The sequence below is a fragment of the Aeromonas sp. TECH754 genome (assembly GCF_056279295.1).
In genome coordinates this window covers 3,746,648-3,767,500 of record NZ_JBWBRA010000001.1, presented here as the reverse complement: position 1 = coordinate 3,767,500, position 20,853 = coordinate 3,746,648, and the positions used below count along the sequence as shown (strand labels likewise).

The following is a 20,853-nucleotide window of genomic DNA, read 5'->3' as shown; positions in this document are numbered from 1 at the left end:
AGTCAGAGGCGATGAAGGACGTACTAACCTGCGATAAGCTGTGAGAAGTCGGTAAGAGACGCTATTACTCACAGATTTCCGAATGGGGAAACCCACCCAGCATAAGCTGGGTATCTATTACTGAATACATAGGTAATAGAGGCGAACCGGGAGAACTGAAACATCTAAGTACCCCGAGGAAAAGAAATCAACCGAGATTCCCTTAGTAGCGGCGAGCGAACGGGGATTAGCCCTTAAGCAACTTGGAAGTTAGTGGAATGGTCCTGGAAAGGCCAGCGATACAGGGTGATAGCCCCGTACATGAAAACGACCTTGTTGTGAAATCGAGTAGGGCGGGACACGTGACATCCTGTCTGAATATGGGGGGACCATCCTCCAAGGCTAAATACTCCTGACTGACCGATAGTGAACCAGTACCGTGAGGGAAAGGCGAAAAGAACCCCTGTGAGGGGAGTGAAATAGAACCTGAAACCGTGTACGTACAAGCAGTGGGAGCCCTTCGGGGTGACTGCGTACCTTTTGTATAATGGGTCAGCGACTTACATTTTGTAGCGAGGTTAACCGTATAGGGGAGCCGTAGGGAAACCGAGTCTTAACTGGGCGTCTAGTTGCAAGGTGTAGACCCGAAACCGGGTGATCTAGCCATGGGCAGGTTGAAGGTTGAGTAACATCAACTGGAGGACCGAACCCACTAACGTTGCAAAGTTAGGGGATGACCTGTGGCTGGGGGTGAAAGGCCAATCAAACTCGGAGATAGCTGGTTCTCCCCGAAAGCTATTTAGGTAGCGCCTCGGACGAATACTACTGGGGGTAGAGCACTGTTTGGACTAGGGGGTCATCCCGACTTACCAACTCCATGCAAACTCCGAATACCAGTAAGTAATATCCGGGAGACACACGGCGGGTGCTAACGTCCGTCGTGAAGAGGGAAACAACCCAGACCGCCGGCTAAGGTCCCAAAGTTCTGGTTAAGTGGGAAACGATGTGGGAAGGCTCAGACAGCTAGGATGTTGGCTTAGAAGCAGCCATCATTTAAAGAAAGCGTAATAGCTCACTAGTCGAGTCGGCCTGCGCGGAAGATGTAACGGGGCTCAAACCAGGCACCGAAGCCGCGGATTCACACGTATGTGTGAGTGGTAGGGGAGCGTTCTGTAAGTCTGCGAAGGTGTATCGAGAGGTATGCTGGAGATATCAGAAGTGCGAATGCTGACGTAAGTAACGATAAAGGGGGTGAAAAGCCTCCTCGCCGGAAGACCAAGGGTTCCTGTCCAACGTTAATCGGGGCAGGGTGAGTCGACCCCTAAGGTGAGGCCGAAAGGCGTAATCGATGGGAAGCAGGTTAATATTCCTGCACGACTTGTAATTGCGATGGGGGGACGGAGAAGGCTAGGTGGGCCAGGCGACGGTTGTCCTGGTGAAAGTGCGTAGGCGGTATCTCTAGGCAAATCCGGAGATACAACGCTGAGACACGAGACGAAGCCACTACGGTGGTGAAGCCATTGATGCCCTGCTTCCAGGAAAAGCCTCTAAGCTTCAGATTACAAGTCATCGTACCCCAAACCGACACAGGTGGTCGGGTAGAGAATACCAAGGCGCTTGAGAGAACTCGGGTGAAGGAACTAGGCAAAATAGAACCGTAACTTCGGGAGAAGGTTCGCTCTTGACAGTGAAGTCCCTTGCGGATGGAGCAGTTGGGAGTCGCAGTGACCAGATGGCTGGGACTGTTTATCAAAAACACAGCACTCTGCAAACACGAAAGTGGACGTATAGGGTGTGACACCTGCCCGGTGCCGGAAGGTTAATTGATGGGGTTAGCGCAAGCGAAGCTCTTGATCGAAGCCCCGGTAAACGGCGGCCGTAACTATAACGGTCCTAAGGTAGCGAAATTCCTTGTCGGGTAAGTTCCGACCTGCACGAATGGTGTAACCATGGCCATGCTGTCTCCACCCGAGACTCAGTGAAATCGAATTCGCCGTGAAGATGCGGTGTACCCGCGGCTAGACGGAAAGACCCCGTGAACCTTTACTACAGCTTGGCACTGAACATTGAACCTACATGTGTAGGATAGGTGGGAGGCTTTGAAGGCGTGACGCTAGTTGCGCTGGAGCCGTCCTTGAAATACCACCCTTGTATGTTTGATGTTCTAACGCAGGGCCCTGAATCGGGCTCGCGGACAGTGCCTGGTGGGTAGTTTGACTGGGGCGGTCTCCTCCCAAAGAGTAACGGAGGAGCACGAAGGTTGGCTAATCCTGGTCGGACATCAGGAGGTTAGTGCAATGGCATAAGCCAGCTTAACTGCGAGACGGACAGGTCGAGCAGGTACGAAAGTAGGTCATAGTGATCCGGTGGTTCTGAATGGAAGGGCCATCGCTCAACGGATAAAAGGTACTCCGGGGATAACAGGCTGATACCGCCCAAGAGTTCATATCGACGGCGGTGTTTGGCACCTCGATGTCGGCTCATCACATCCTGGGGCTGAAGTCGGTCCCAAGGGTATGGCTGTTCGCCATTTAAAGTGGTACGCGAGCTGGGTTCAGAACGTCGTGAGACAGTTCGGTCCCTATCTGCCGTGGGCGTTGGATGATTGAAGGGAGTTGCTCCTAGTACGAGAGGACCGGAGTGAACGAACCTCTGGTGTTCGGGTTGTCACGCCAGTGGCACTGCCCGGTAGCTAAGTTCGGAATCGATAACCGCTGAAAGCATCTAAGCGGGAAGCGAGCCCTGAGATGAGTCATCCCTGACCCCTTGAGGGTCCTAAAGGGCCGTTGGAGACCACAACGTTGATAGGTGGGGTGTGTAAGCGCGGCGACGTGTTGAGCTAACCCATACTAATTACCCGTGAGGCTTAACCATACAACACCCAAGAAGTGTTCTGGGCCTTGTAGCAAGTGAACGAACTACTTATCTAATTCAGTGATAGTGACAAGGCAAACGCCTAAGTCGTTATTCACGTCAGCTTTCCGAGATTGAAGTTTTTTGCCTGGCGGCCATAGCGCCGTGGAACCACCTGATCCCATGCCGAACTCAGAAGTGAAACGCGGTAGCGCCGATGGTAGTGTGGCATTCGCCATGCGAGAGTAGGACACTGCCAGGCACCCAATTCAAGATGACGCGCAGCGTGGTCTTAGCAAGTTAGTATGCTGATATGGCTCAGTTGGTAGAGCGCATCCTTGGTAAGGATGAGGTCCCCAGTTCGACTCTGGGTATCAGCACCAGTTTTCAGTAGTGATAAAGCTTTTGCCTGACGGCAATAGCGCCGTGGAACCACCTGATCCCATGCCGAACTCAGAAGTGAAACGCGGTAGCGCCGATGGTAGTGTGGCATTCGCCATGCGAGAGTAGGACACTGTCAGGCACCAATTTAGAAGAGGCCTCCCATTCGGGAGGCCTTTTTGCTTTGGGATTTTTGCTGTTCTGACGGGCATCTTTTAGTAAAAATGCTGGGCTGTCAGCGGCTTGCCCGTTACTCTGGAGGCTGGGGTCGGGTGTCATCGCCAGAGGAGTATGCATGGCTACGTTGAAGGAAATTGCATTGGAGGCCGGGGTTTCCCAGGCCACTGTGTCACGGGTGCTTAATGAGGATCCGACGCTGAGCGTCAAGGAAGAGACCAAGCAGAAGATCTTCGAGATCGCCGAGCGGCTGGAGTACAAGACCAGCAGCGCCCGCAAGGGGATACACAAGAGCAAGCTGCACTTCCTGGCGGTCTATGCCTATCCCCAGAGTACCGAGATCAATGACCCCTACTATCTCGCCATTCGCTATGGCATCGAGACCCAGTGCGCCCGCCTCAATATTGAGCTGACCCATTTCTACAACGGTGCCGAGGGGCGTGATCTCTCCGCCGTCGATGGCATCCTGGTCATCGGCCATCTGCCTGTCGAGCGTCTGGCTGCGCTCTACTCTCTCTCTGCTCAGCTGGTGTTTATCGACTGTCGCTCCGAGGGGGAATTCGATTCGGTGGACGTGGATCTGGCGCTGATCAGCCAGCAGGTGGTGGATTTCTTCATCGCCCAGGGGCATGGGCGTATCGGCTATATCGGCGGTCAGGATGAGCTGCCGGATCTGCGTGAGCTGAGCTTCCTCGATTACGGCCAGCGGCTGGGGGTGGTGCAGGATGGCGATCTCTATCGTGGGGACTTCTCCAGTGCCTCCGGCTACAAGTTGGCCAAGGAGATGCTGACTGGGGATTGGCCGAAGGCGCTGTTCGTGGCCTCCGATTCCATCGCCATCGGGGTGCTGCGGGCGATCCACGAGAAGGGGCTGGCGATTCCCCAGCAGATCGAACTCATCAGCGTCAACGATATCCCGACCGCCAAGTTCACCTTCCCGCCGCTCTCCACGGTGCGCATTCACTCCGAGTTGATGGGCTCCCAGGGGGTCAATCTGCTGGTCGAGCGGCTGCGGGACGAGCGGGAAGTGCCGCTGCGGGTGCTGGTGCCCAGCCGGCTGACGCTGCGCGGCACGACCCGCCAAGTTTAGTAAAAAACTCCACTCTTTATCTGCGCCATTGTCAGATGGCGCGACCTCCTCTCTTCCCCCTCATTGCTTACGTCTGCCAACAATTACTCTTAACACATTGTAATATCGCCATATTCATCTCATTCTCTCTCTGTTTATCAACATCTGTGCCATTCAAGCAACTCAGCCGACCTTTTCTCCTCGACATCGGATCTTGCTCACAGATCGGGCTATCTTGTGTGATGAGGTTAAAAGTTTACCGATCATTGCCTGATATTTAGTAAATATTTAACTAGAGTTTACCCAGCTACCTTGCCTTGTTCCGGGAGGACATGTGAATAACTGGGAAAACCTTCAACTCGTCGGTGAAAATCGGCTGGCACCCCGTGCCTACTTCTTCTCTTATGCCGATGCCGCCACGGCGACGACCCTGCAGCGCGAGCTGAGCCGTCGTTTCCTGAACCTCAGCGGCCAGTGGCAGTTTCGCTACTTCGAGCACCCCCTGCAGGTGCCCGAGGCCTTCCATCACAGTCCCATGGGCGACTGGGGCCAGATAGCCGTGCCCAACATGTGGCAGATGGAAGGGCACGGCAAGCTGCAATACACCGACGAAGGCTTCCCTTTTCCCATAGACGTGCCCTTCGTGCCGAGCAACAACCCGACCGGCGCCTACCAGCGCAGCTTCGTGCTGAGCCCGGCCTGGGACGGCGAGCAGGTGATCATCAAGTTCGACGGGGTCGAGACCTACTTCGAGGTCTATGTGAACGGCCACTATGCGGGCTTCAGCAAGGGCAGCCGCCTCACCGCCGAGTTCGACATCAGCGCCTATGCCAACACCGGTGAGAACCTGCTGTCGGTACGGGTGATGCAATGGGCTGACTCCACCTACATCGAAGATCAGGACATGTGGTGGATGGCGGGGATCTTCCGCGACGTCTATCTGGTGGGCAAAACCGCCGTCCATGTGCAGGATTTCTTCATTCAGACAGCGCTGGCCGACAACAACCGAAGTGCCACCCTGAGCTGCGACATCGAGCTGGAGAACCTGGGTGAGCCGGCACAGGGGCATCGCCTGGCCTGGTCCCTGCTGGATCAGGGCGCCGAGATTGCCAGCGGCTCCCTCGATAACCTGACCATAGACGGCAAACTCGACCGCCATTTCAGCCTGGATCTGGCCAGCCCCCACCTGTGGAATGCCGAAGACCCCTATCTCTATCAGCTGATGCTCTCTCTCTATGATGACCAAGGCACACTGCTGGAGGTGATCCCGCAGCGGGTCGGCATACGCGAGATCAGCGTCAAAGACGGGCTGTTTCATGTCAACGGGCAGTACCTCAAACTGCATGGGGTGAACCGCCACGACAACGACCACCTGAAGGGCCGCGCCGTCGGCATGGATCGGGTGGAGCGGGATATCGTGCTGATGAAGCAGCACAACCTCAACTCGGTGCGCACCGCCCACTACCCGAACGATCCGCGCTTCTACGAGCTGTGCGACCAGTACGGCCTGTTCGTGATGGCGGAGACCGACGTGGAGACCCACGGCTTCGCCAACGTCGGCGATCTCAGCCGCATCACCGACGATCCCTGCTGGGAGCCAGTGTTCGTGGACAGGATCGAGCGCCACGTTCACGCCCAGAAGAACCACCCCTCCATCATCATCTGGTCCCTCGGCAACGAGTCCGGCTACGGCTGCAACATCCGCGCCATGTATCGGCGCTGCAAGGCGCTCGACCCGACCCGGCTGGTGCACTACGAAGAGGATCGCGATGCCGAGGTGGTGGATGTGGTCAGCACCATGTATTCCCGCGTCTCCCAGATGAACTGCTTCGGCGAGTACCCCATGGACAAGCCGCGCATCCTCTGCGAATACGCCCACGCCATGGGCAACGGCCCGGGTGGCCTGCACGAATACCAGCAGGTGTTCGACCGTCATCCCCATATTCAGGGTCACTACATCTGGGAGTGGTGCGACCACGGCATACTGGCGCAGGACGAGCAGGGCCGCCCGGTCTACAAGTACGGCGGCGACTACGGCGACTACCCCAACAACTACAACTTCTGCATGGATGGCCTCATCTACCCGGATCAGACCCCGGGGCCGGGCCTGCGCGAATACAAACAGGTGATCTGCCCGGTCAAGGTGCGTGCCCTCGATGCCGCCAGCGGCCAGCTGGAGCTGGAAAACCGCTACTGGTTCTCCAATCTGGACGACATTCGGCTGCTGGTCGAGGTGAAGGCGGAAGGAGAATTGCTGGCCAGCCAGCAGCTCCGGTTGGAAGGGGTTGCTCCGGGTGTCACCACCCCGTTGCAGCTCGATCTGCCATCCCTCGATGAACGGGAAGCCTTCGTCCAGCTGCGGATCCTCAAGGTCACGGCCACGGCTTACAGTCCGGCGCAGCACGAGCTGGGCCAGTATCAGTTCCAGCTGAAGGCGGCGACCCGTCAGCTGCGACCCTTTGCCAACCCCAACGCTACCCCGTTGCAGATCGCCGACGAGCGGCTCGATCTCACCCTCACCGGCAACGGTTTCGCCCTGCGCTTCTCTCGCCTCGACGGCAAGCTGGTGAGCTGGCAGCAGGATGGTCGCGAGCTGATTGAGCGCTCACCGCGCCTGACCTTCTTCAAGCCGATGATCGACAACCACAAGCAGGAGTACGAGAGCCTGTGGCACCCGAACCACCTGCAGATCATGCAGGAGCACTTCCGCAGCCTGAGCTGGCGTCAGCTGGGGGAGGCGGTCGAGGTAACGGTGGAGAGCCTGATCGCGCCGCCGGTGTTCGACTTCGGCATGCGCTGTCGCTACGTCTACACCCTGAGCCCGAACGGTCAGCTGCACGTGGCCTTGTCCGGCCAGCCCTATGGCGGCTATGACGACATCATTCCCAAGATCGGCTTCGAGCTGGGTATCCGCGAGGATCTCGATCGGGTGCACTACTTCGGCATGGGGCCGGGGGAAAACTACCAGGACAGTCGCCAGAGCAACTGGATCGACTGCTTCCAGAGCTCGGTCGCCGAGATGTGGGAGCACTACCCCTTCCCGCAGGACAACGGCAACCGCCAACAGGTGCGCTGGGCCACCCTGACCAACCGTCACGGCGCCGGTCTCTATGTCAGGCCCGATGCCCCCATCAACCTGAGCGTCTGGCCCTACAGCTGGGAACACATCCACGCCGCCCAGCACATCAACGAGCTGGAACCCTGTGGCTATCTCACCCTCAACCTGGATCACCAGGTGCTGGGGCTCGGCTCCAACTCCTGGGGCTCCGAGGTGCTGGACTCCTGGCGGGTGCGCTTCGAGCCGTTCAGCTTCGGCCTGACCCTGTTGCCCATCGCCCGTGGCAACCTCAATCCGGCCGCGCTGGCCGGGCTCGACCTTGGCATCAACGGCGGGAGGACGCTCGCATGATCACCCTGGATAACCTGACCCTGTTCAAAAACATCTACCGGGAGGGCAAGAAGTGGGGCCGCTGCGTGGAGGCCATCGACAACCTGGCCAACCTCAAGCCCGGCATCTGCCACTCCATCGGTGACTCCCTCACCTACCGCTTGCAGCAGGGGGTCAGCCCGGCCCATTCCCTGTTCGAGGGGCAGCGCCGCTACTTCGACATCCACTACTACCTGGAAGGGGAGGAGACGGTGGAGTGGGCCGAGAAGCGCGGCCTGCAGACGGAATCAGCCTATGACGACACCAGCGACCGCGAGTGGCTGGCCGGTGAGGTGCGAGCGCGCCAGCGGGTCGGCAACGGCCAGCTGGTGATCTTCGAGAACGACGAGGCCTATCGCTTCGTCGGGGATGGTGAGGTGCGCAAGCTCATCATCAAGGTCACGGTGGAAGGCGGCTACTTCAAAAACAAATAACCAGCCGCTGTTTTTGCACTGATAAAAGCCGAAAGGGCGGGGCTCACCCTACATCCAAGCCCCGCCCTTTCGCAGAAATATAACTACAGGTCTGGAGATGGAAAATGTCAGATGCCAAACGCAATACGATAGGCAAGTTCGGATTGCTGTCGCTCACCTTTGCGGCCGTGTTCAGCTTCAACAACGTCATCAACAACAACATAGAGATCGGGCTGGCGTCCGCCCCGATGTTCTTCCTGGCCACCATTTTTTACTTCATTCCGTTTTGCCTGATCATTGCGGAGTTCGTGTCACTGAATAAAAACTCCGAGGCCGGCGTCTACGCCTGGGTGAAAAGCGCCCTCGGTGGCCGTTGGGCCTTTATTTCCGCCTACACCTACTGGTTCGTGAACCTGTTCTTCTTCACCTCGCTGCTGCCGCGGGTGATTGCCTACGCCTCCTATGCCTTCCTGGGTTACGAGTATGTCTTCACCCCGCTGGCCACCACGGGGTTGAGCATGATCCTGTTCGCCGTTGCCACCTATGTCTCCACCAACGGCGCCAGGATGCTCGGCCCCATCACCTCGGTGACCTCTTCCCTGATGTTGCTGCTGACTCTCTCCTACATCTTGCTGGCGGGCACCGCGTTGATCGGTGGCGTGCAACCGGCCGACCCCATCACGGTGGCGGCCATGATCCCCGATTTCAGCTGGGCCTTCCTCGGCATTACCACCTGGATCTTCATGGCGGCCGGCGGCGCCGAGTCGGTCGCCGTCTACGTGAATGACGTCAAGGGCGGCTCCAGGTCGTTCGTGAAGGTGATCATCATCGCCGGGATCTTCATCGGCGTGCTCTATTCCATCGCCTCGCTGCTGATCAACGTGTTCGTGCCGAGCGACACCCTGAAATTCACCGGTGGCTCGGTGCAGGTGTTCGAGGGGCTGGCGGCCTACTTCGGCCTGCCCGCCGTGTTGATGAACCGCTTCGTGGGTCTGGTCTCCTTCACCGCCATGTTCGGCTCCCTGCTGATGTGGACCGCCACCCCGGTGAAGATATTCTTCTCCGAGATCCCGGCCGGCATCTTCGGCAAGAAGACGGTCGAGCTGAACGAGCACGGCGTGCCCGCCCGTGCGGCCTGGATCCAGTATCTGATAGTGCTGCCGCTGATGCTGATCCCGACCCTCGGCTCCAACACCGCGCAAGACCTGATGAATACCGTGATCAACATGACGGCGGCCGCCTCCATGCTGCCCCCCCTGTTCATCATGCTGGCCTACCTGAATCTGCGCCTGAAGCTGGATCACCTGCCACGAGACTTCAGGATGGGCTCGCGCCGCACCGGGATCGCCATGGTCTCGGTACTGATCGCCATCTTCGGAGTCGGCTTCCTCGCCTCCACCTTCCCGACCGGCGCCGACATCATGACCATCGTCTTCTACAACGTGGGCGGGATCGTGATCTTCCTGGGCTTCGCCTGGTGGAAATACAACAGATACGAAGCCTCCCTGAGTGAGGAGGCTCGCGCGAAAGAAGCCCTGCCGACCGCTCAGGCCGCCGTGCAGGTGTCCTGATCAGAGCGGCCTGAATGGCCGACCCAACCGGGTGGCCGACGGCCACCCGCAAAACCCAATGAGGAGAGGAAGAACACAATGAGCGAGCTGATCGAGTTTGCCGAATTCAAGCGGGTCGAGATGAAGGTGGGCAAGGTGCTGGAGGTGGCGCGCCATCCCGGGGCCGACAAGCTCTACATAGTGCAGATCGACGTGGGCGGCGAGCGCCCGCTGCAGACCGTCACCAGTCTGGTGCCCCACTACAGCGAAGAAGAGCTGCTGGGCAGTCAGGTGGTGGTGCTGACCAACTTGAAGCCCACCCGGATGCGTGGTGAGCGCTCCGAGTGCATGTTGTTGTGCGCCGAGACGCCGGACGAGAGCCAGAGCGTGCTGCTGCAACCCCGGGTGCCCATGGCGCCAGGCACCCCCATCGTCTGATAACCGATAGCGTTACTTATTCACCAGGTGAGCCAGGACGGCCGCCTGGCCATAACAAGAAAATAACTGGCCGGGCCATGAGGCTTGCGCCGAACACATTCAGAGTCGATGCGCCAGCTTGCGAGCGGCGTAATTCCATTGGAGGACAGTATGTCTGATTCAGTTCGCGGCACCCTGGGCAAGTTCGCCCTGTTGTCGATGACCTTTGCCGCCGTGTTCAACGTGCGCAACATCGTCAACAACAACATCGAGCTGGGGCTCAGCTCGGCACCCATCTTCCTGCTGGCTACCCTGGTCTATTTCATCCCCTTCGTGTTCATCATCTCCGAGTTCGTCTCGGCCAACAAAGGCTCGGAGTCGGGCATGTATGACTGGCTCAAGAAGCCGCTCGGCACCCGGATGGCCTACCTCGGCTCCTTCCTCTACTGGTTCGTGAACCTGTTCTGGTTCGTCTCCCTGTTGCCCAACGTCATCGCCTACGCCTCCTACGCCATGCTGGGCCATGAATACAGCTTCTCCCCCATGGTGACTTCGGTCATCTCCATCGTGCTGTTTGCGGCGGCAACCCACATCTCCACCAAGGGGGCGAGCTGGCTCGGCAAGATAGCGGAGCTGGTGGCCTACGGGGTGTTCGCCCTGTTCGCCATCTATGTGCTGGGGGCGCTGCTGGCGCTCGGCGGCGACCATGTGCCGGCCCAACCCATCACCCTGGAGGCCATGACGCCGACCGTCAACTGGGCGACGCTGGGCATCATGTGCTGGATCTTCCAGGCGGCGGGCGGCGCCGAGACGGCGGCGGCCTACCTCAATGACGTCAAGGGCGGTCAGAAGTCCTTCATCAGGGTGATCATCACCGCCGGCATCATCATCGGTATCATGTATGCAATCGGTTCCTTGCTGGTGAACGTGTTCGTGCCCCGCGAGAGCCTCACCTATGCCGGCGGCATGGTGGAGATCTTCACCGGCATGGCCCAGTACTTCCAGCTGTCCGAGGCACTGGTGGGCCGCTTCGTCGGGGTGGTGCTGTTCATCGCCATGTTCGGATCCATGATGATGTGGACCTCGGCGCCGGTGAAGATCCACTTCTCCGAGATCCCCCAGGGGGTCTACGGCGAGAAGACCACCGAGCTGAACGAGCACGGGGTGCCGGTGCGCGCCGCCTGGTGGCAGTTCGTGTTCGTGTTCGTGATGCTGGTAGTGAACGGCTTCGGCTCGGAGTCGGTGCAGCAGATGATGAACACCGCCATCAACCTCACCGCCGGCACCGCCATGCTGCCGCCGATCTTCATCATGGTGGCCTACTTGGTGTTCCGCTGGAAACACGACGATACCCCTCGCGAGTTCCGCATGGGCTCCCGCCGGTTCGGCATGGCCGTGGTGTCGGTGCTGATCGCCATCTTCGTGGTGAGCATGAGCGCCTCCGCCTTCCCGAGCGGGGTGGATCTGGTGCGCGCCTTCTTCATCAACGTCTTCATGACGGCGGTGTTCTCGGCGATCGCCTACTGGTGGATCTCCCGCTTCGAGAAGCGCCAGGCCCGCAAGGTCGGAATGGCCCAGGGCAAGGCCGACCCTCTGGCCAAACAGCGCTGACGACCTCACGACTCCTTGTGCAACGGGTGGCCCTGGCCGCCCGTTTTTTATGTTTTATCGTCCGTGGAACCCTGCTTTTTGTTCAATTTCACACCAGCATGGTGCAAAGACGTTTAATTTTATTGAACACCTGCGGCGGTCGCTCAACTTTGCGTCACCCATTTCTCGGGGTAAGCTGGGGGTTCGTTGCAACGGGCGCTGTCAAACAGCTCCCGTTGCGTTGTTTCTCGTCCCCGATCCTTAACCCCGCAACGGGGCAGGATGTCGTTTCGATGGAGACTCTCCGTGCGTCTGGATCCCTTTACCCTTGTGCTCATCCTGGTGGTCACCCTGGCCTCTCTCTTCCCCTGCGAGGGGCAGGTCGCCGTCTGGTTCGCGCTGCTGACCAAGCTGGCGGTGGCGCTGCTGTTCTTCATGCACGGCGCCAAGCTGTCGCGCCAGAATCTGCTGGCGGGGCTGGGTCACTGGCGGTTGCACCTGGTGGTGATGGCCAGCACCTTCCTGCTGTTCCCGCTCTTGGGGTTGCTGCTCACCCCCCTGGTGCCCCAGTGGCTGAGCCCGGCCATCTACCTCGGCTTCCTCTATCTGTGTGCGCTGCCCGCCACCGTGCAGTCGGCCATCGCCTTCACCTCCATGGCCGGCGGCAATGTGTCGGCGGCGGTGTGCAGCGCCTCGGCCTCCAGCATCCTCGGCATCTTCCTCTCGCCGGTGCTGGTGGGCATGATGATCAACGTGCAGGGGGAGGGGGTCGATACCTGGCACTCGATCCAGGCCATCATGGTGCAGCTGATGCTGCCGTTCGTGGTGGGGCACCTGTCGCGGCCGCTGATCGGCCGCTGGGTCGACAGCCATCGACCGCTGATCGGCAAGCTGGATCAGAGCTCCATCCTGCTGGTGGTCTATGTGGCCTTCAGCGAGGCGGTGGTGCAGGGGATCTGGCATCAGGTCGGCTGGTACGATCTCGCCAGCATAGTGCTGCTCAGCTGTGTGTTGCTGGCGCTGGTGCTCTGTTGGAACGTCTGGATCAGCCGCCGGCTCGGCTTCGACAAGGCGGACGAAATCACCATCGTGTTCTGCGGCTCCAAGAAGAGTCTGGCCAATGGTGTGCCCATGGCCAACGTCATGTTCCCCGCCGCCAGCGTCGGAGTCATGGTGCTGCCGCTGATGATCTTCCACCAGATCCAGTTGATGGTGTGCGCCGTGCTGGCGCGTCGCTACCGCGAGCAGGAGGCCCTGCCTCAGGTCCAGGAGGGGTAAGATGCCCGGATAAAGAAGAGGGAGGCCATGGGCCTCCCTCTTTCGTTTGCCGCTCCCTCAGCGTTTGCGCCAGACGGTGAGCTGCGCCACCGTGTGCTGGTACTTGCGGGCGGTCTCGCGGATCACGAAGGGCACGTCTCTCGGTGGGCAGAGCTCCTCGAACTCTGCCGCCAGCAGCCGCTGCAGCGCCTGATGGGTGGACAGTGCCTCGCCGTTCTCGCGGATGCCGCCGAGCCAGTTCGCCTTGGGGGTGTAGTCGGTCAGCCAGGTGTAGGGGCTGGTGAGCAACAGCAGGCCGCCGCTGCGCAGGCGCGGGGCGATGTCGCGCAAGAAGCGGGCGGGCTCCCGCAGCCGGTCGATCAGGTTGGAGGCGAGCACCAGATCGTAGTGGTCGTACTTGGGCTTGAGGTTGCAGGCATCTCCCTGGCTGAAGTGGATGCGATCCGCTTGCGCACTGCCCAGATCGTGGCTCGATAGTCGCGCCTCGCAATACTCCACCAGGTCCCCCTCCACCGGCATGGCGTAACGGAAGCTGTCCTGGCTCGCCAGCGCCAATGCCACGTCGATGAAGCGGGCCGAGTAGTCCACCCCGTCCACGTGCTGGAAGTGGCGGGCCAGTTCAAAGCTGGCCCGCCCGGTGGCGCAGCCGATGTCCAGCGCCCGCTGGTGGTTGCCGCACAGCTCGCCGGCCAGATTGGCCAGGGTCTGGGCGTAGTTGGCCACCCCGAAATGGGTCGGTCCGTACTGGAAGTCGAGGTACTGGGCGACGAGGGTATCGGTTTCGTAAGGGTTCACGATGACGGGTTCCTGATAACGGGAGACCAGATAGCGGAAGCCCGCATGCTGGAAGAAGTGGCGGCGGAAGGCGTAGCGGGACGACTTGAGCGCCTCGTTGCCGGTGCTTATCCAGCTGCCGCCCTTGATGAGGCTGTGCTTGCCATCGAAGGTGGGGGTGGAGAAGTCATCGTAGAGCGGGTGCACCCGAAAACCCTCGAAGCCGTCGATGGCGGTGCTGGTCCACTGCCAGACGTTGCCCACCAGATCGAAGAAGCTCCCCTGGGGGCAGGCATTGACCGGGCAGGGGGAGGCGAAGCGGGCCAGGTTGATGTTGCCGGGGGCCTCCATCCAGTCCGGTTGATCCCCCGCCAGTTGCTCCCGCAGCAGCAGCCACTCCCCTTCGCTCGGCAGCTGGATCGGCAGTCCGGTCTGGGCCGCCTTCCAGCGGCAGAAGGCGGCAGCCTCCAGCTGATTTACCTCGGCCGGCCAGTCCCAGGGCATGCTGATCTGATCCGTCATCAGCCGCAGTTGCAGCTGTGAGGGCTCATCCGGGGAGCCGACCCAGAAGCTGGGCATCTGTGCCTTGGCATACCGACACCAACCCCAGCCCTCCTCATCCCACCACTCGGGTTGCTGATAACCGCCGGCCTGCACGAACGCGAGGTACTCGGCGTTGCTCACCAGCATGCGGCTGGCCTGGAAGGCCGGGATCTCCAGCTGGCGCTCGCCGTATTCGTTGTCCCAGCCATAGGTGGCGTCCTGCTTGCCGAGGCACACCCGCCCGCCCGCCACCGGCAACAGGGTGTTATCGGGCACCTCGTCCGGCTGGTGGCAGGCCTCCTCGCACAGGGGCCAGTGGGCTCTCGGCTTGACCCAGGCCAGCGGCAACTGGCGGATCAGCACGCTGGAGGTCTCGAGGTGGATGCGCTCGTGCTCTATCCCCATCAGGATGACCCAGGCCGGGCTCTGCCAATCGATGGGCAGGGTCAGCGGCATCTGCTGGATGAAGTCGATCACCAGGGCGCGCACACGGCCGCGATAGGCACGCAGCTGCGCCACCCTGGGCCAGTCGTAGTGGGTCTCGTCCAGATCGTCCCAGCTCATCTCGTCCACGCCGATGGCGACCATGGCCTCGATGCGGGGATCGAGCCGGCTGTCGATCAGGCGGGCCGCTAGCAGCTTGTTGACGAAGAAGGCGGCGGTGTGGCCGTAGTAGAAGATAAGGGGGTGGCGCAGGGAGATCGCCTTGTTGAACCAGGCGCGCTCATCGGCCAGGCAGTCGAACAGGCTGTCGTAGAGATCGAAGGTCTGGCAGAAGTAGCCGAGCAGCTCGCGGCGTTTCTGTTCGGGATCCTCGCCGGTCAACAGCGGGGTGCGGGTCGGTGCTGGCAGGCCGCTGGTACCGGCAAGCGGGTGGCTGGCTTGGGTCACGCTCTGACTCCTTGTGACAATGAAGACGGGCAAGGCTGGGGCAAACACATCGCTGGCGAGCTCTATACGCACAAAGTATCACTATTGGCTCAACAGATTTGTGGCACAACAGAAAATTGCCATGGTTTCTTAGGGTAGTGGGCCTGCCGCTCGATGACCAATACCTGCGGCCTTTGGCGACCGGGCGTGGCGGTGATGATGAAAGAAAAACAGGCCCATGAAGGGCCTGTCTGGTGATGGCTACTCGGCGAGGTGACGAGCGTGGAAGCGCAGGTGCCTCTCGATGAAGCTCGCCACGAAGTAGTAGCTGTGATCGTAACCGGCGTGGCGGTTGAGCTCCAGCGGCCACTCCTTGGCGGCCGCCACCTCGGCCAGGGCGTCGATGCCGAGCTGCTCGGTGAGGAAGGGATCGTCCAGCCCCACCTCCACCAACGTCGGCAGCGGCGCTGCCTCGTGGTGGCGCAGCAGCTGGCAGCTATCCCACTCCTGCCACAACAAGGGGTTGTTGCCGAGGTAGGCGCCGAGCGCCTTCTGGCCCCAGGGGCTGCGGCTCGGGTGGCTGATGGGGCTGAAGGCCGACACCGAGCGGTAGCGACCCGGCTCGCGCAGCGCCGCGATCAGGGCGCCGTGGCCCCCCATGGAGTGGCCGCTGATGGCGCGCCGGGTCGAGACCGGGAAGTGGGTCTCGATGATCTCGGGCAGCTCCCGGGTGACGTAGTCATACATCTGGTAGTGATCGCGCCAGGGGTGCTGGGTGGCATTGACGTAGAAACCGGCGCCCATGCCGAGGTCATAGCCGGGGTCGTCCGGGATCCCCTCGCCGCGCGGGCTGGTGTCCGGTGCCACCAGGGCGATGCCGAGTTCGGCGGCGACGCGCTGGGCCCCGGCTTTCTGCATGAAGTTTTCATCGGTGCAGGTGAGGCCGGAGAGCCAGTAGAGCACGGGTACCTTCTGGCCGGTGAGGGCCTGGGGCGGCAGGTAGATGGCGAAGCGCATCTCGCAGCCGAGCACGGTGGAGGGGTGGCGGTACTGCTTGTGCCAGCCGCCGAAGCTCTTGTTGCTGCTGATGATGTCCAGATTCATCGACAAACTCCTCTGCCCCGCCCGCAGGCGGGGCTGTGATGGGATCAGTAGTGGATGACGGTGCGGATGCTCTTGCCTTCGTGCATCAGATCGAACGCCTCGTTGATCTGCTCCAGCGGCATGGTGTGGGTGATGAAGTCGTCGAGACGGAACTCACCCTGCATGTAGCGCTGTACGTAGCTCGGCAGTTCGCTGCGACCGCGCACCCCGCCGAAGGCGCTGCCGCGCCAGACCCGGCCGGTGACCAGCTGGAACGGACGGGTGCTGATCTCCTGACCGGCGCCGGCCACCCCGATGATGACCGACTCGCCCCAGCCCTTGTGGCAGCACTCGAGCGCGGCGCGCATCACCTTGACGTTGCCGATGCACTCGAACGAGAAGTCGACGCCGCCGTCGGTCATCTCGACGATCACCTCCTGGATGGGCTTGTCATAGTCGTTCGGGTTGATGCAGTCGGTGGCGCCCAGCTTGCGGGCCAGCTCGAACTTGCTCTCGTTGATGTCGATGGCGATGATGCGGCCGGCCTTGGCCAGACGGGCGCCGATCACGGCGGAGAGGCCGATACCGCCCAGCCCGAAGATGGCGACGCTCTCACCCTCCTTCACCTTGGCGGTGTTCATCACGGCGCCGATGCCGGTGGTGACGCCACAGCCGAGCAGGCAGACCTCTTCCAGCGGGGCGGCCGGATCCACCTTGGCGATGGAGATCTCGGGCAGCACAGTGTATTCGCTGAAGGTGGAGGTGCCCATGTAGTGGTAGATAGGCTGGCCATCCTTGGAGAAACGGGTGGTGCCGTCCGGCATCAGTCCCTTGCCCTGGGTAGTGCGGATCTTCTGGCACAGGTTGGTCTTGCCGGACTTGCAGAACTTGCACTCGCCGCATTCGGGGGTGTAGAGCGGGATCACGTGATCGCCGACCTTGACGCTGGTGACGCCAGCGCCGACCGACTCGATGATGCCGCCACCCTCGTGGCCCAGGATGCAGGGGAAGACCCCTTCCGGATCCTCACCGGACAGGGTGAAGGCATCTGTGTGGCAGACGCCGGTGGCGACGATGCGCACCCGCACTTCGCCGGCCTGGGGTGGCATGACCTCGACCTCTTCGATGGTGAGAGGCTGACCCGGGCCCCAGGCGATGGCGGCCTTACACTTGATGCTTTGAACCTGTGCCATGGATGATGTCCTTATGGTGGAGAGTTGAACGGAAATGAGTTCGGACAATCAGTGTAGTTTCCCATCGATTTGGTGATAATAAGGCGAAATATCAAATCACTTTTACAGATAGGTAATAATGTTCGGCTGGGAAGGGGTCTGTGAATTTGTCAGCGTGGCGGAGCAGGGGGGCTTTACCCCGGCCGCGCGCAAGCTGGGGGTGTCGGTGGCGCAGGTCAGCCGTCAGGTGGCGCAGCTGGAAGACCGGCTGCAGGCCAAGCTGCTGCTGCGCACCACCCGCCAGGTGCGGCTCACCGAGCTCGGCGAGATCTATTTTCGCCACTGCCGCCAGCTGCTCGACAACCTGTACGAGGCCGAGCTGGCGCTGGGTCGTCATCAGGCGGTACCGCAGGGATCCTTGCGTATCACGGCCCCGGTCTCCTACGGCGAGAGCCGCATCGCCCCGCTGGTGAATGACTTCATGGTGCGCTTCCCCCAGCTGGAGGTGACTCTCAACCTCACTAACCAATTGCTGGATCTGGTGCACGAGGGGTTCGATCTGGCGATCCGGCTCGGCCACCTCAAGGACTCGACCCTGGTGGCGCGCAAGCTGGCGCAGCGGGTGCCCTATGTGTGCGCCTCACCGGCCTATACCGCCCGCCACGGCATGCCCAACAGCCTGTCCGAGCTGGCCCGCCATACCTGTCTGGTGGGCAACGGGGACGAGTGGCACTTCACTCTGGACGGTCGTCCCCACAGTGTGCGGGTGCGCGGCATGTTGCAGTGCAACAGCGGCCATGCCTTGCTGGACGCGGTCCTCAAGGGGATCGGCATCATCCAGCTGCCGGACTATTACGTCAGCGACCACCTCGCCCGGGGGGAGCTTATCGAGCTGCTGCCCGAGCTGCGGGCACCGCAGGAGGGGATCTGGGCGCTCTATCCCCACAATCGCCACCTCTCCCCCAAGGTGCGGCTGCTGGTGGACTATCTGGCCGAGCGGCTGAGCGACCCTGCCCAACCCGTGCTGGTGCGGCCCATCGGCTGAGGGCCTGGGCCCTGCCATTCGTTCATAAAAAAGGCCCACTTGCGTGGGCCTCTTGCTATGTCAGCAATGGTGCGGATGGCACCGTCACTCTCGTTCCTTGACGTAAGGGGTGCCGAGCGCCTTGGGTGCCACTGCCTTGCCGATGAAGCCGGCCAGCAGGAACACGGTCAGGATGTAAGGCAGTGCCTCGATGGCCTGTACCGGGATCGGGAAGTCGCCGATGCTGACCCCCTGCAACCGGATGGCGACGGCATCGAGGAAGCCGAACAGCAGGCAGGCCGCCATGGCGCTCCAAGGCTTCCACTTGCCGAACACCAGCGCCGCCAGCGCCATGAAGCCCTTGCCCGCACTCATGTTCGGGATGAACTGGGCGGTCTGGGCCACGGCCAGGTAGGTACCACCAATGCCGGCCAAGAGGCCACCGATGATGAGCGCGGTGTAGCGCATGCGTACCACCGAGATGCCGGCGGTATCGACCGCAGCCGGGGCCTCGCCCACGGCGCGCAGACGCAGGCCGAAACGGGTGCGGAACAGCACCCACCAGGCCAGCGGCACGGCAGCGAAGGCCACGTACTCCAGCAGGGAGTGACCGCTCAGCAGCTCGCTGTAGAGCTGGCCAACGACAGGCACGTCATAGAGCTCCTTGGCGTAGGGCAGATCGATGGGGGCAAAGCGCGCCGCGCCGGACAGTGCCGGGGTCTGACCGCCCTGATCGAACCAGTAACGGCCGAGGGTGACGGTCAAGCCAGCCGCCAGGATGTTGATGGCCATGCCGCTCACCACCTGATCGCCGCGGTGGGTGATGGTGGAGAAGCCGTGCAGCAGGGCGAACAGGATGGAGACACCCACCCCGGCGCCGAGGCCAATCCAGGCCGAGCCGGAGACCGCCGCCGCCGCCGCGCTGGCGAAGGCCGCCGCCAGCAGCTTGCCTTCCAGCGCGATGTTGACCACCCCGGAGCGTTCGCAAAACATCCCCGCCATGGCGGCGAGAATGAGCGGCGGCGCGGTACGGATAGTGGCATCCAGCATCAGAATCAATGTTTCGAACATGATGGTCAGGCTCCTTTGACTTGCGCGGCTGAACGGTTGGCGAAGGCCAGATAGGCCTGCTCGATGCGCGGACGCAGCATGTGCTCAAGGGCGCCGCAGAACAGGATCACCAGACCCTGCAGCACCACAACGATGTTGCGATCCACCCCGAATTCGAAGCTGAGCTCGGCCCCGCCCTGATAGAGGAAGCCGAACAGCAGGCTGGCGATGATGACGCCGACCGGGTGGTTGCGGCCCATCAGTGCCACCGCGATGCCGGTGAAGCCGAAGCCTTCCACGAAGTTGAGCTTGATCTGGTGCAGCTCGCCCTGCAGCACGTTGAGGGCGAAGAAGCCTGCCAGCATGCCGGAGATCACCATGGCCAGGATCACCACCTTGGGATAGGAGATACCGGCGTAGGCGGAGGCACTCTGGCTGGCGCCGACCGAGCGGATCTCGTAGCCCCAGCGGGTATGCCAGATGAAGACCCACACCAGCACCGCACAGATCAGCGCCCAGAAGAAGCTGATGTTGAGCGGGCTGTTTGGCATGGCGATGCCGAAACCGGCCGCCAGCTCGCTCATCTTCGGCAGCCAGCTCGCCACCGCGAACACCTTGCTCTCGGTGGCCATGGATCCTGGCGGCTTGAAGACGTCGACCAGCAGATAGGCCATCAAGGACGCGGCGATGAAGTTGAACATGATGGTGGTGATGACGATGTGGCTGCCGCGCTTGGCTTGCAGCCAGGCCGGGATGAAGGCCCAGGCCGCCCCGAACAGACCGCCGGCGATGATGGCGAGCGGCAGCAGCAACGCGAACGGCAACACGTCACCGAGCAGCAGACAGACCAGGCCGACGCCGAGGCCGCCGATGTAGGCCTGCCCCTCACCGCCGATGTTGAACAGGCCGGCGTGGAAGGCCACCGCCACCGCCAGGCCGGTGAAGATGAAACCGGTCGCGTAGTAGAGGGTGAAGCCTATCCCCTCGCCGGTGCCGAAGGCGCCGTACCACATAATTTCGGCGGCATCGATCGGGTTGATGTCGAGGTAATAGAACAGGATGGCCGACACCAGGAAGGCCAGCAGGATATTGACGGCGGGCAATACGCCCACGGATATCCAGGCAGGGATACGTGCTTGGCTCATGGACGAGCCTCCTTGGCAATCTGGTCGGGAACTGTGTTAGCCATCATCAAACCGAATC

General features: G+C 61.2%; 13 protein-coding genes, 1 tRNA gene and 3 rRNA genes (1 of these 17 running past the window's edge). 12 read left to right on the top strand and 5 right to left on the bottom strand.

Translation table 11 applies throughout. The features are described from left to right. The 11 genes from ACZ9IL_RS17200 to ACZ9IL_RS17150 form a co-directional block, all read left to right on the top strand. Nucleotides 1–2,853, top strand: a 23S ribosomal RNA gene (locus tag ACZ9IL_RS17200); it begins 37 nt to the left of the window's first position. Nucleotides 2,854–2,979: 126 nt separating this feature from the next. Beyond that, nucleotides 2,980–3,094 (top strand): 5S ribosomal RNA (gene rrf, locus ACZ9IL_RS17195). Between the two features lie 45 nt (nucleotides 3,095–3,139). Next, nucleotides 3,140–3,215 (top strand) — tRNA-Thr (locus ACZ9IL_RS17190). A gap of 25 nt (nucleotides 3,216–3,240) precedes the next feature. After that, nucleotides 3,241–3,355, top strand: a 5S ribosomal RNA gene (gene rrf / locus ACZ9IL_RS17185). Nucleotides 3,356–3,508: 153 nt separating this feature from the next. Beyond that, nucleotides 3,509–4,480, top strand: a complete 972-nt coding sequence (gene ebgR, locus ACZ9IL_RS17180; protein ID WP_476004567.1) for a transcriptional regulator EbgR — start codon at nucleotides 3,509–3,511, stop codon at nucleotides 4,478–4,480. Between the two features lie 313 nt (nucleotides 4,481–4,793). Next, nucleotides 4,794–7,868, top strand: coding sequence for a beta-galactosidase subunit alpha (ebgA, locus tag ACZ9IL_RS17175; RefSeq protein WP_476004566.1), 3,075 nt, complete (start codon nucleotides 4,794–4,796; stop codon nucleotides 7,866–7,868). Continuing rightward, on the top strand, nucleotides 7,865–8,320 hold the full coding sequence (locus ACZ9IL_RS17170; RefSeq protein WP_476004565.1) for a beta-galactosidase subunit beta: 456 nt from the start codon (nucleotides 7,865–7,867) through the stop codon (nucleotides 8,318–8,320). The genes ebgA and ACZ9IL_RS17170 overlap by 4 nt, the downstream gene beginning before the upstream one ends. 104 nt (nucleotides 8,321–8,424) lie before the next feature. Then, entirely contained in the window at nucleotides 8,425–9,870 is a 1,446-nt protein-coding gene (locus tag ACZ9IL_RS17165; protein ID WP_476004564.1) for an amino acid permease, read from the top strand. Nucleotides 9,871–9,948: 78 nt separating this feature from the next. Further along, on the top strand, nucleotides 9,949–10,287 hold the full coding sequence (locus tag ACZ9IL_RS17160; RefSeq protein ID WP_476004563.1) for a tRNA-binding protein: 339 nt from the start codon (nucleotides 9,949–9,951) through the stop codon (nucleotides 10,285–10,287). A 150-nt stretch (nucleotides 10,288–10,437) separates the two neighbouring features. Further along, a complete protein-coding gene (locus tag ACZ9IL_RS17155; RefSeq protein ID WP_476004562.1) occupies nucleotides 10,438–11,877 on the top strand; it encodes an amino acid permease in 1,440 nt (479 codons plus the stop codon). 285 nt (nucleotides 11,878–12,162) lie between these two features. After that, the gene (locus tag ACZ9IL_RS17150) at nucleotides 12,163–13,134 is read left to right on the top strand and encodes a bile acid:sodium symporter family protein (RefSeq protein ID WP_476004561.1); all 972 of its coding nucleotides are present in this window, start codon (nucleotides 12,163–12,165) and stop codon (nucleotides 13,132–13,134) included. Nucleotides 13,135–13,191: 57 nt separating this feature from the next. Here the strand turns inward: ACZ9IL_RS17150 and ovoA are convergent, their stop codons facing one another. The 3 genes from ovoA to ACZ9IL_RS17135 form a co-directional block, all read right to left on the bottom strand. Next, complete coding sequence (gene ovoA, locus ACZ9IL_RS17145) at nucleotides 13,192–15,342, bottom strand: 5-histidylcysteine sulfoxide synthase (RefSeq protein ID WP_476004560.1); 2,151 nt, start codon at nucleotides 15,340–15,342, stop codon at nucleotides 13,192–13,194. A gap of 240 nt (nucleotides 15,343–15,582) precedes the next feature. After that, on the bottom strand, nucleotides 15,583–16,425 hold the full coding sequence (fghA, locus tag ACZ9IL_RS17140) for an S-formylglutathione hydrolase (protein WP_476004559.1): 843 nt from the start codon (nucleotides 16,423–16,425) through the stop codon (nucleotides 15,583–15,585). A gap of 44 nt (nucleotides 16,426–16,469) precedes the next feature. After that, nucleotides 16,470–17,597, bottom strand: coding sequence for an S-(hydroxymethyl)glutathione dehydrogenase/class III alcohol dehydrogenase (locus ACZ9IL_RS17135; protein WP_476004558.1), 1,128 nt, complete (start codon nucleotides 17,595–17,597; stop codon nucleotides 16,470–16,472). Between the two features lie 118 nt (nucleotides 17,598–17,715). Between ACZ9IL_RS17135 and ACZ9IL_RS17130 the strand changes: the two genes are divergently transcribed. Continuing rightward, entirely contained in the window at nucleotides 17,716–18,621 is a 906-nt protein-coding gene (locus ACZ9IL_RS17130) for a LysR substrate-binding domain-containing protein (protein WP_476004557.1), read from the top strand. Between the two features lie 84 nt (nucleotides 18,622–18,705). On the opposite strand, the gene ACZ9IL_RS17125 is transcribed toward ACZ9IL_RS17130, so the two are convergent. Continuing rightward, nucleotides 18,706–19,671 carry an ABC transporter permease gene (locus tag ACZ9IL_RS17125; protein ID WP_476004556.1) on the bottom strand — a complete coding sequence of 322 codons (966 nt, stop codon included), beginning with the start codon at nucleotides 19,669–19,671 and terminating at the stop codon, nucleotides 18,706–18,708. A 5-nt stretch (nucleotides 19,672–19,676) separates the two neighbouring features. After that, nucleotides 19,677–20,795 carry an ABC transporter permease gene (locus ACZ9IL_RS17120; protein ID WP_476004555.1) on the bottom strand — a complete coding sequence of 373 codons (1,119 nt, stop codon included), beginning with the start codon at nucleotides 20,793–20,795 and terminating at the stop codon, nucleotides 19,677–19,679. Nucleotides 20,796–20,853: the final 58 nt, after the last annotated feature.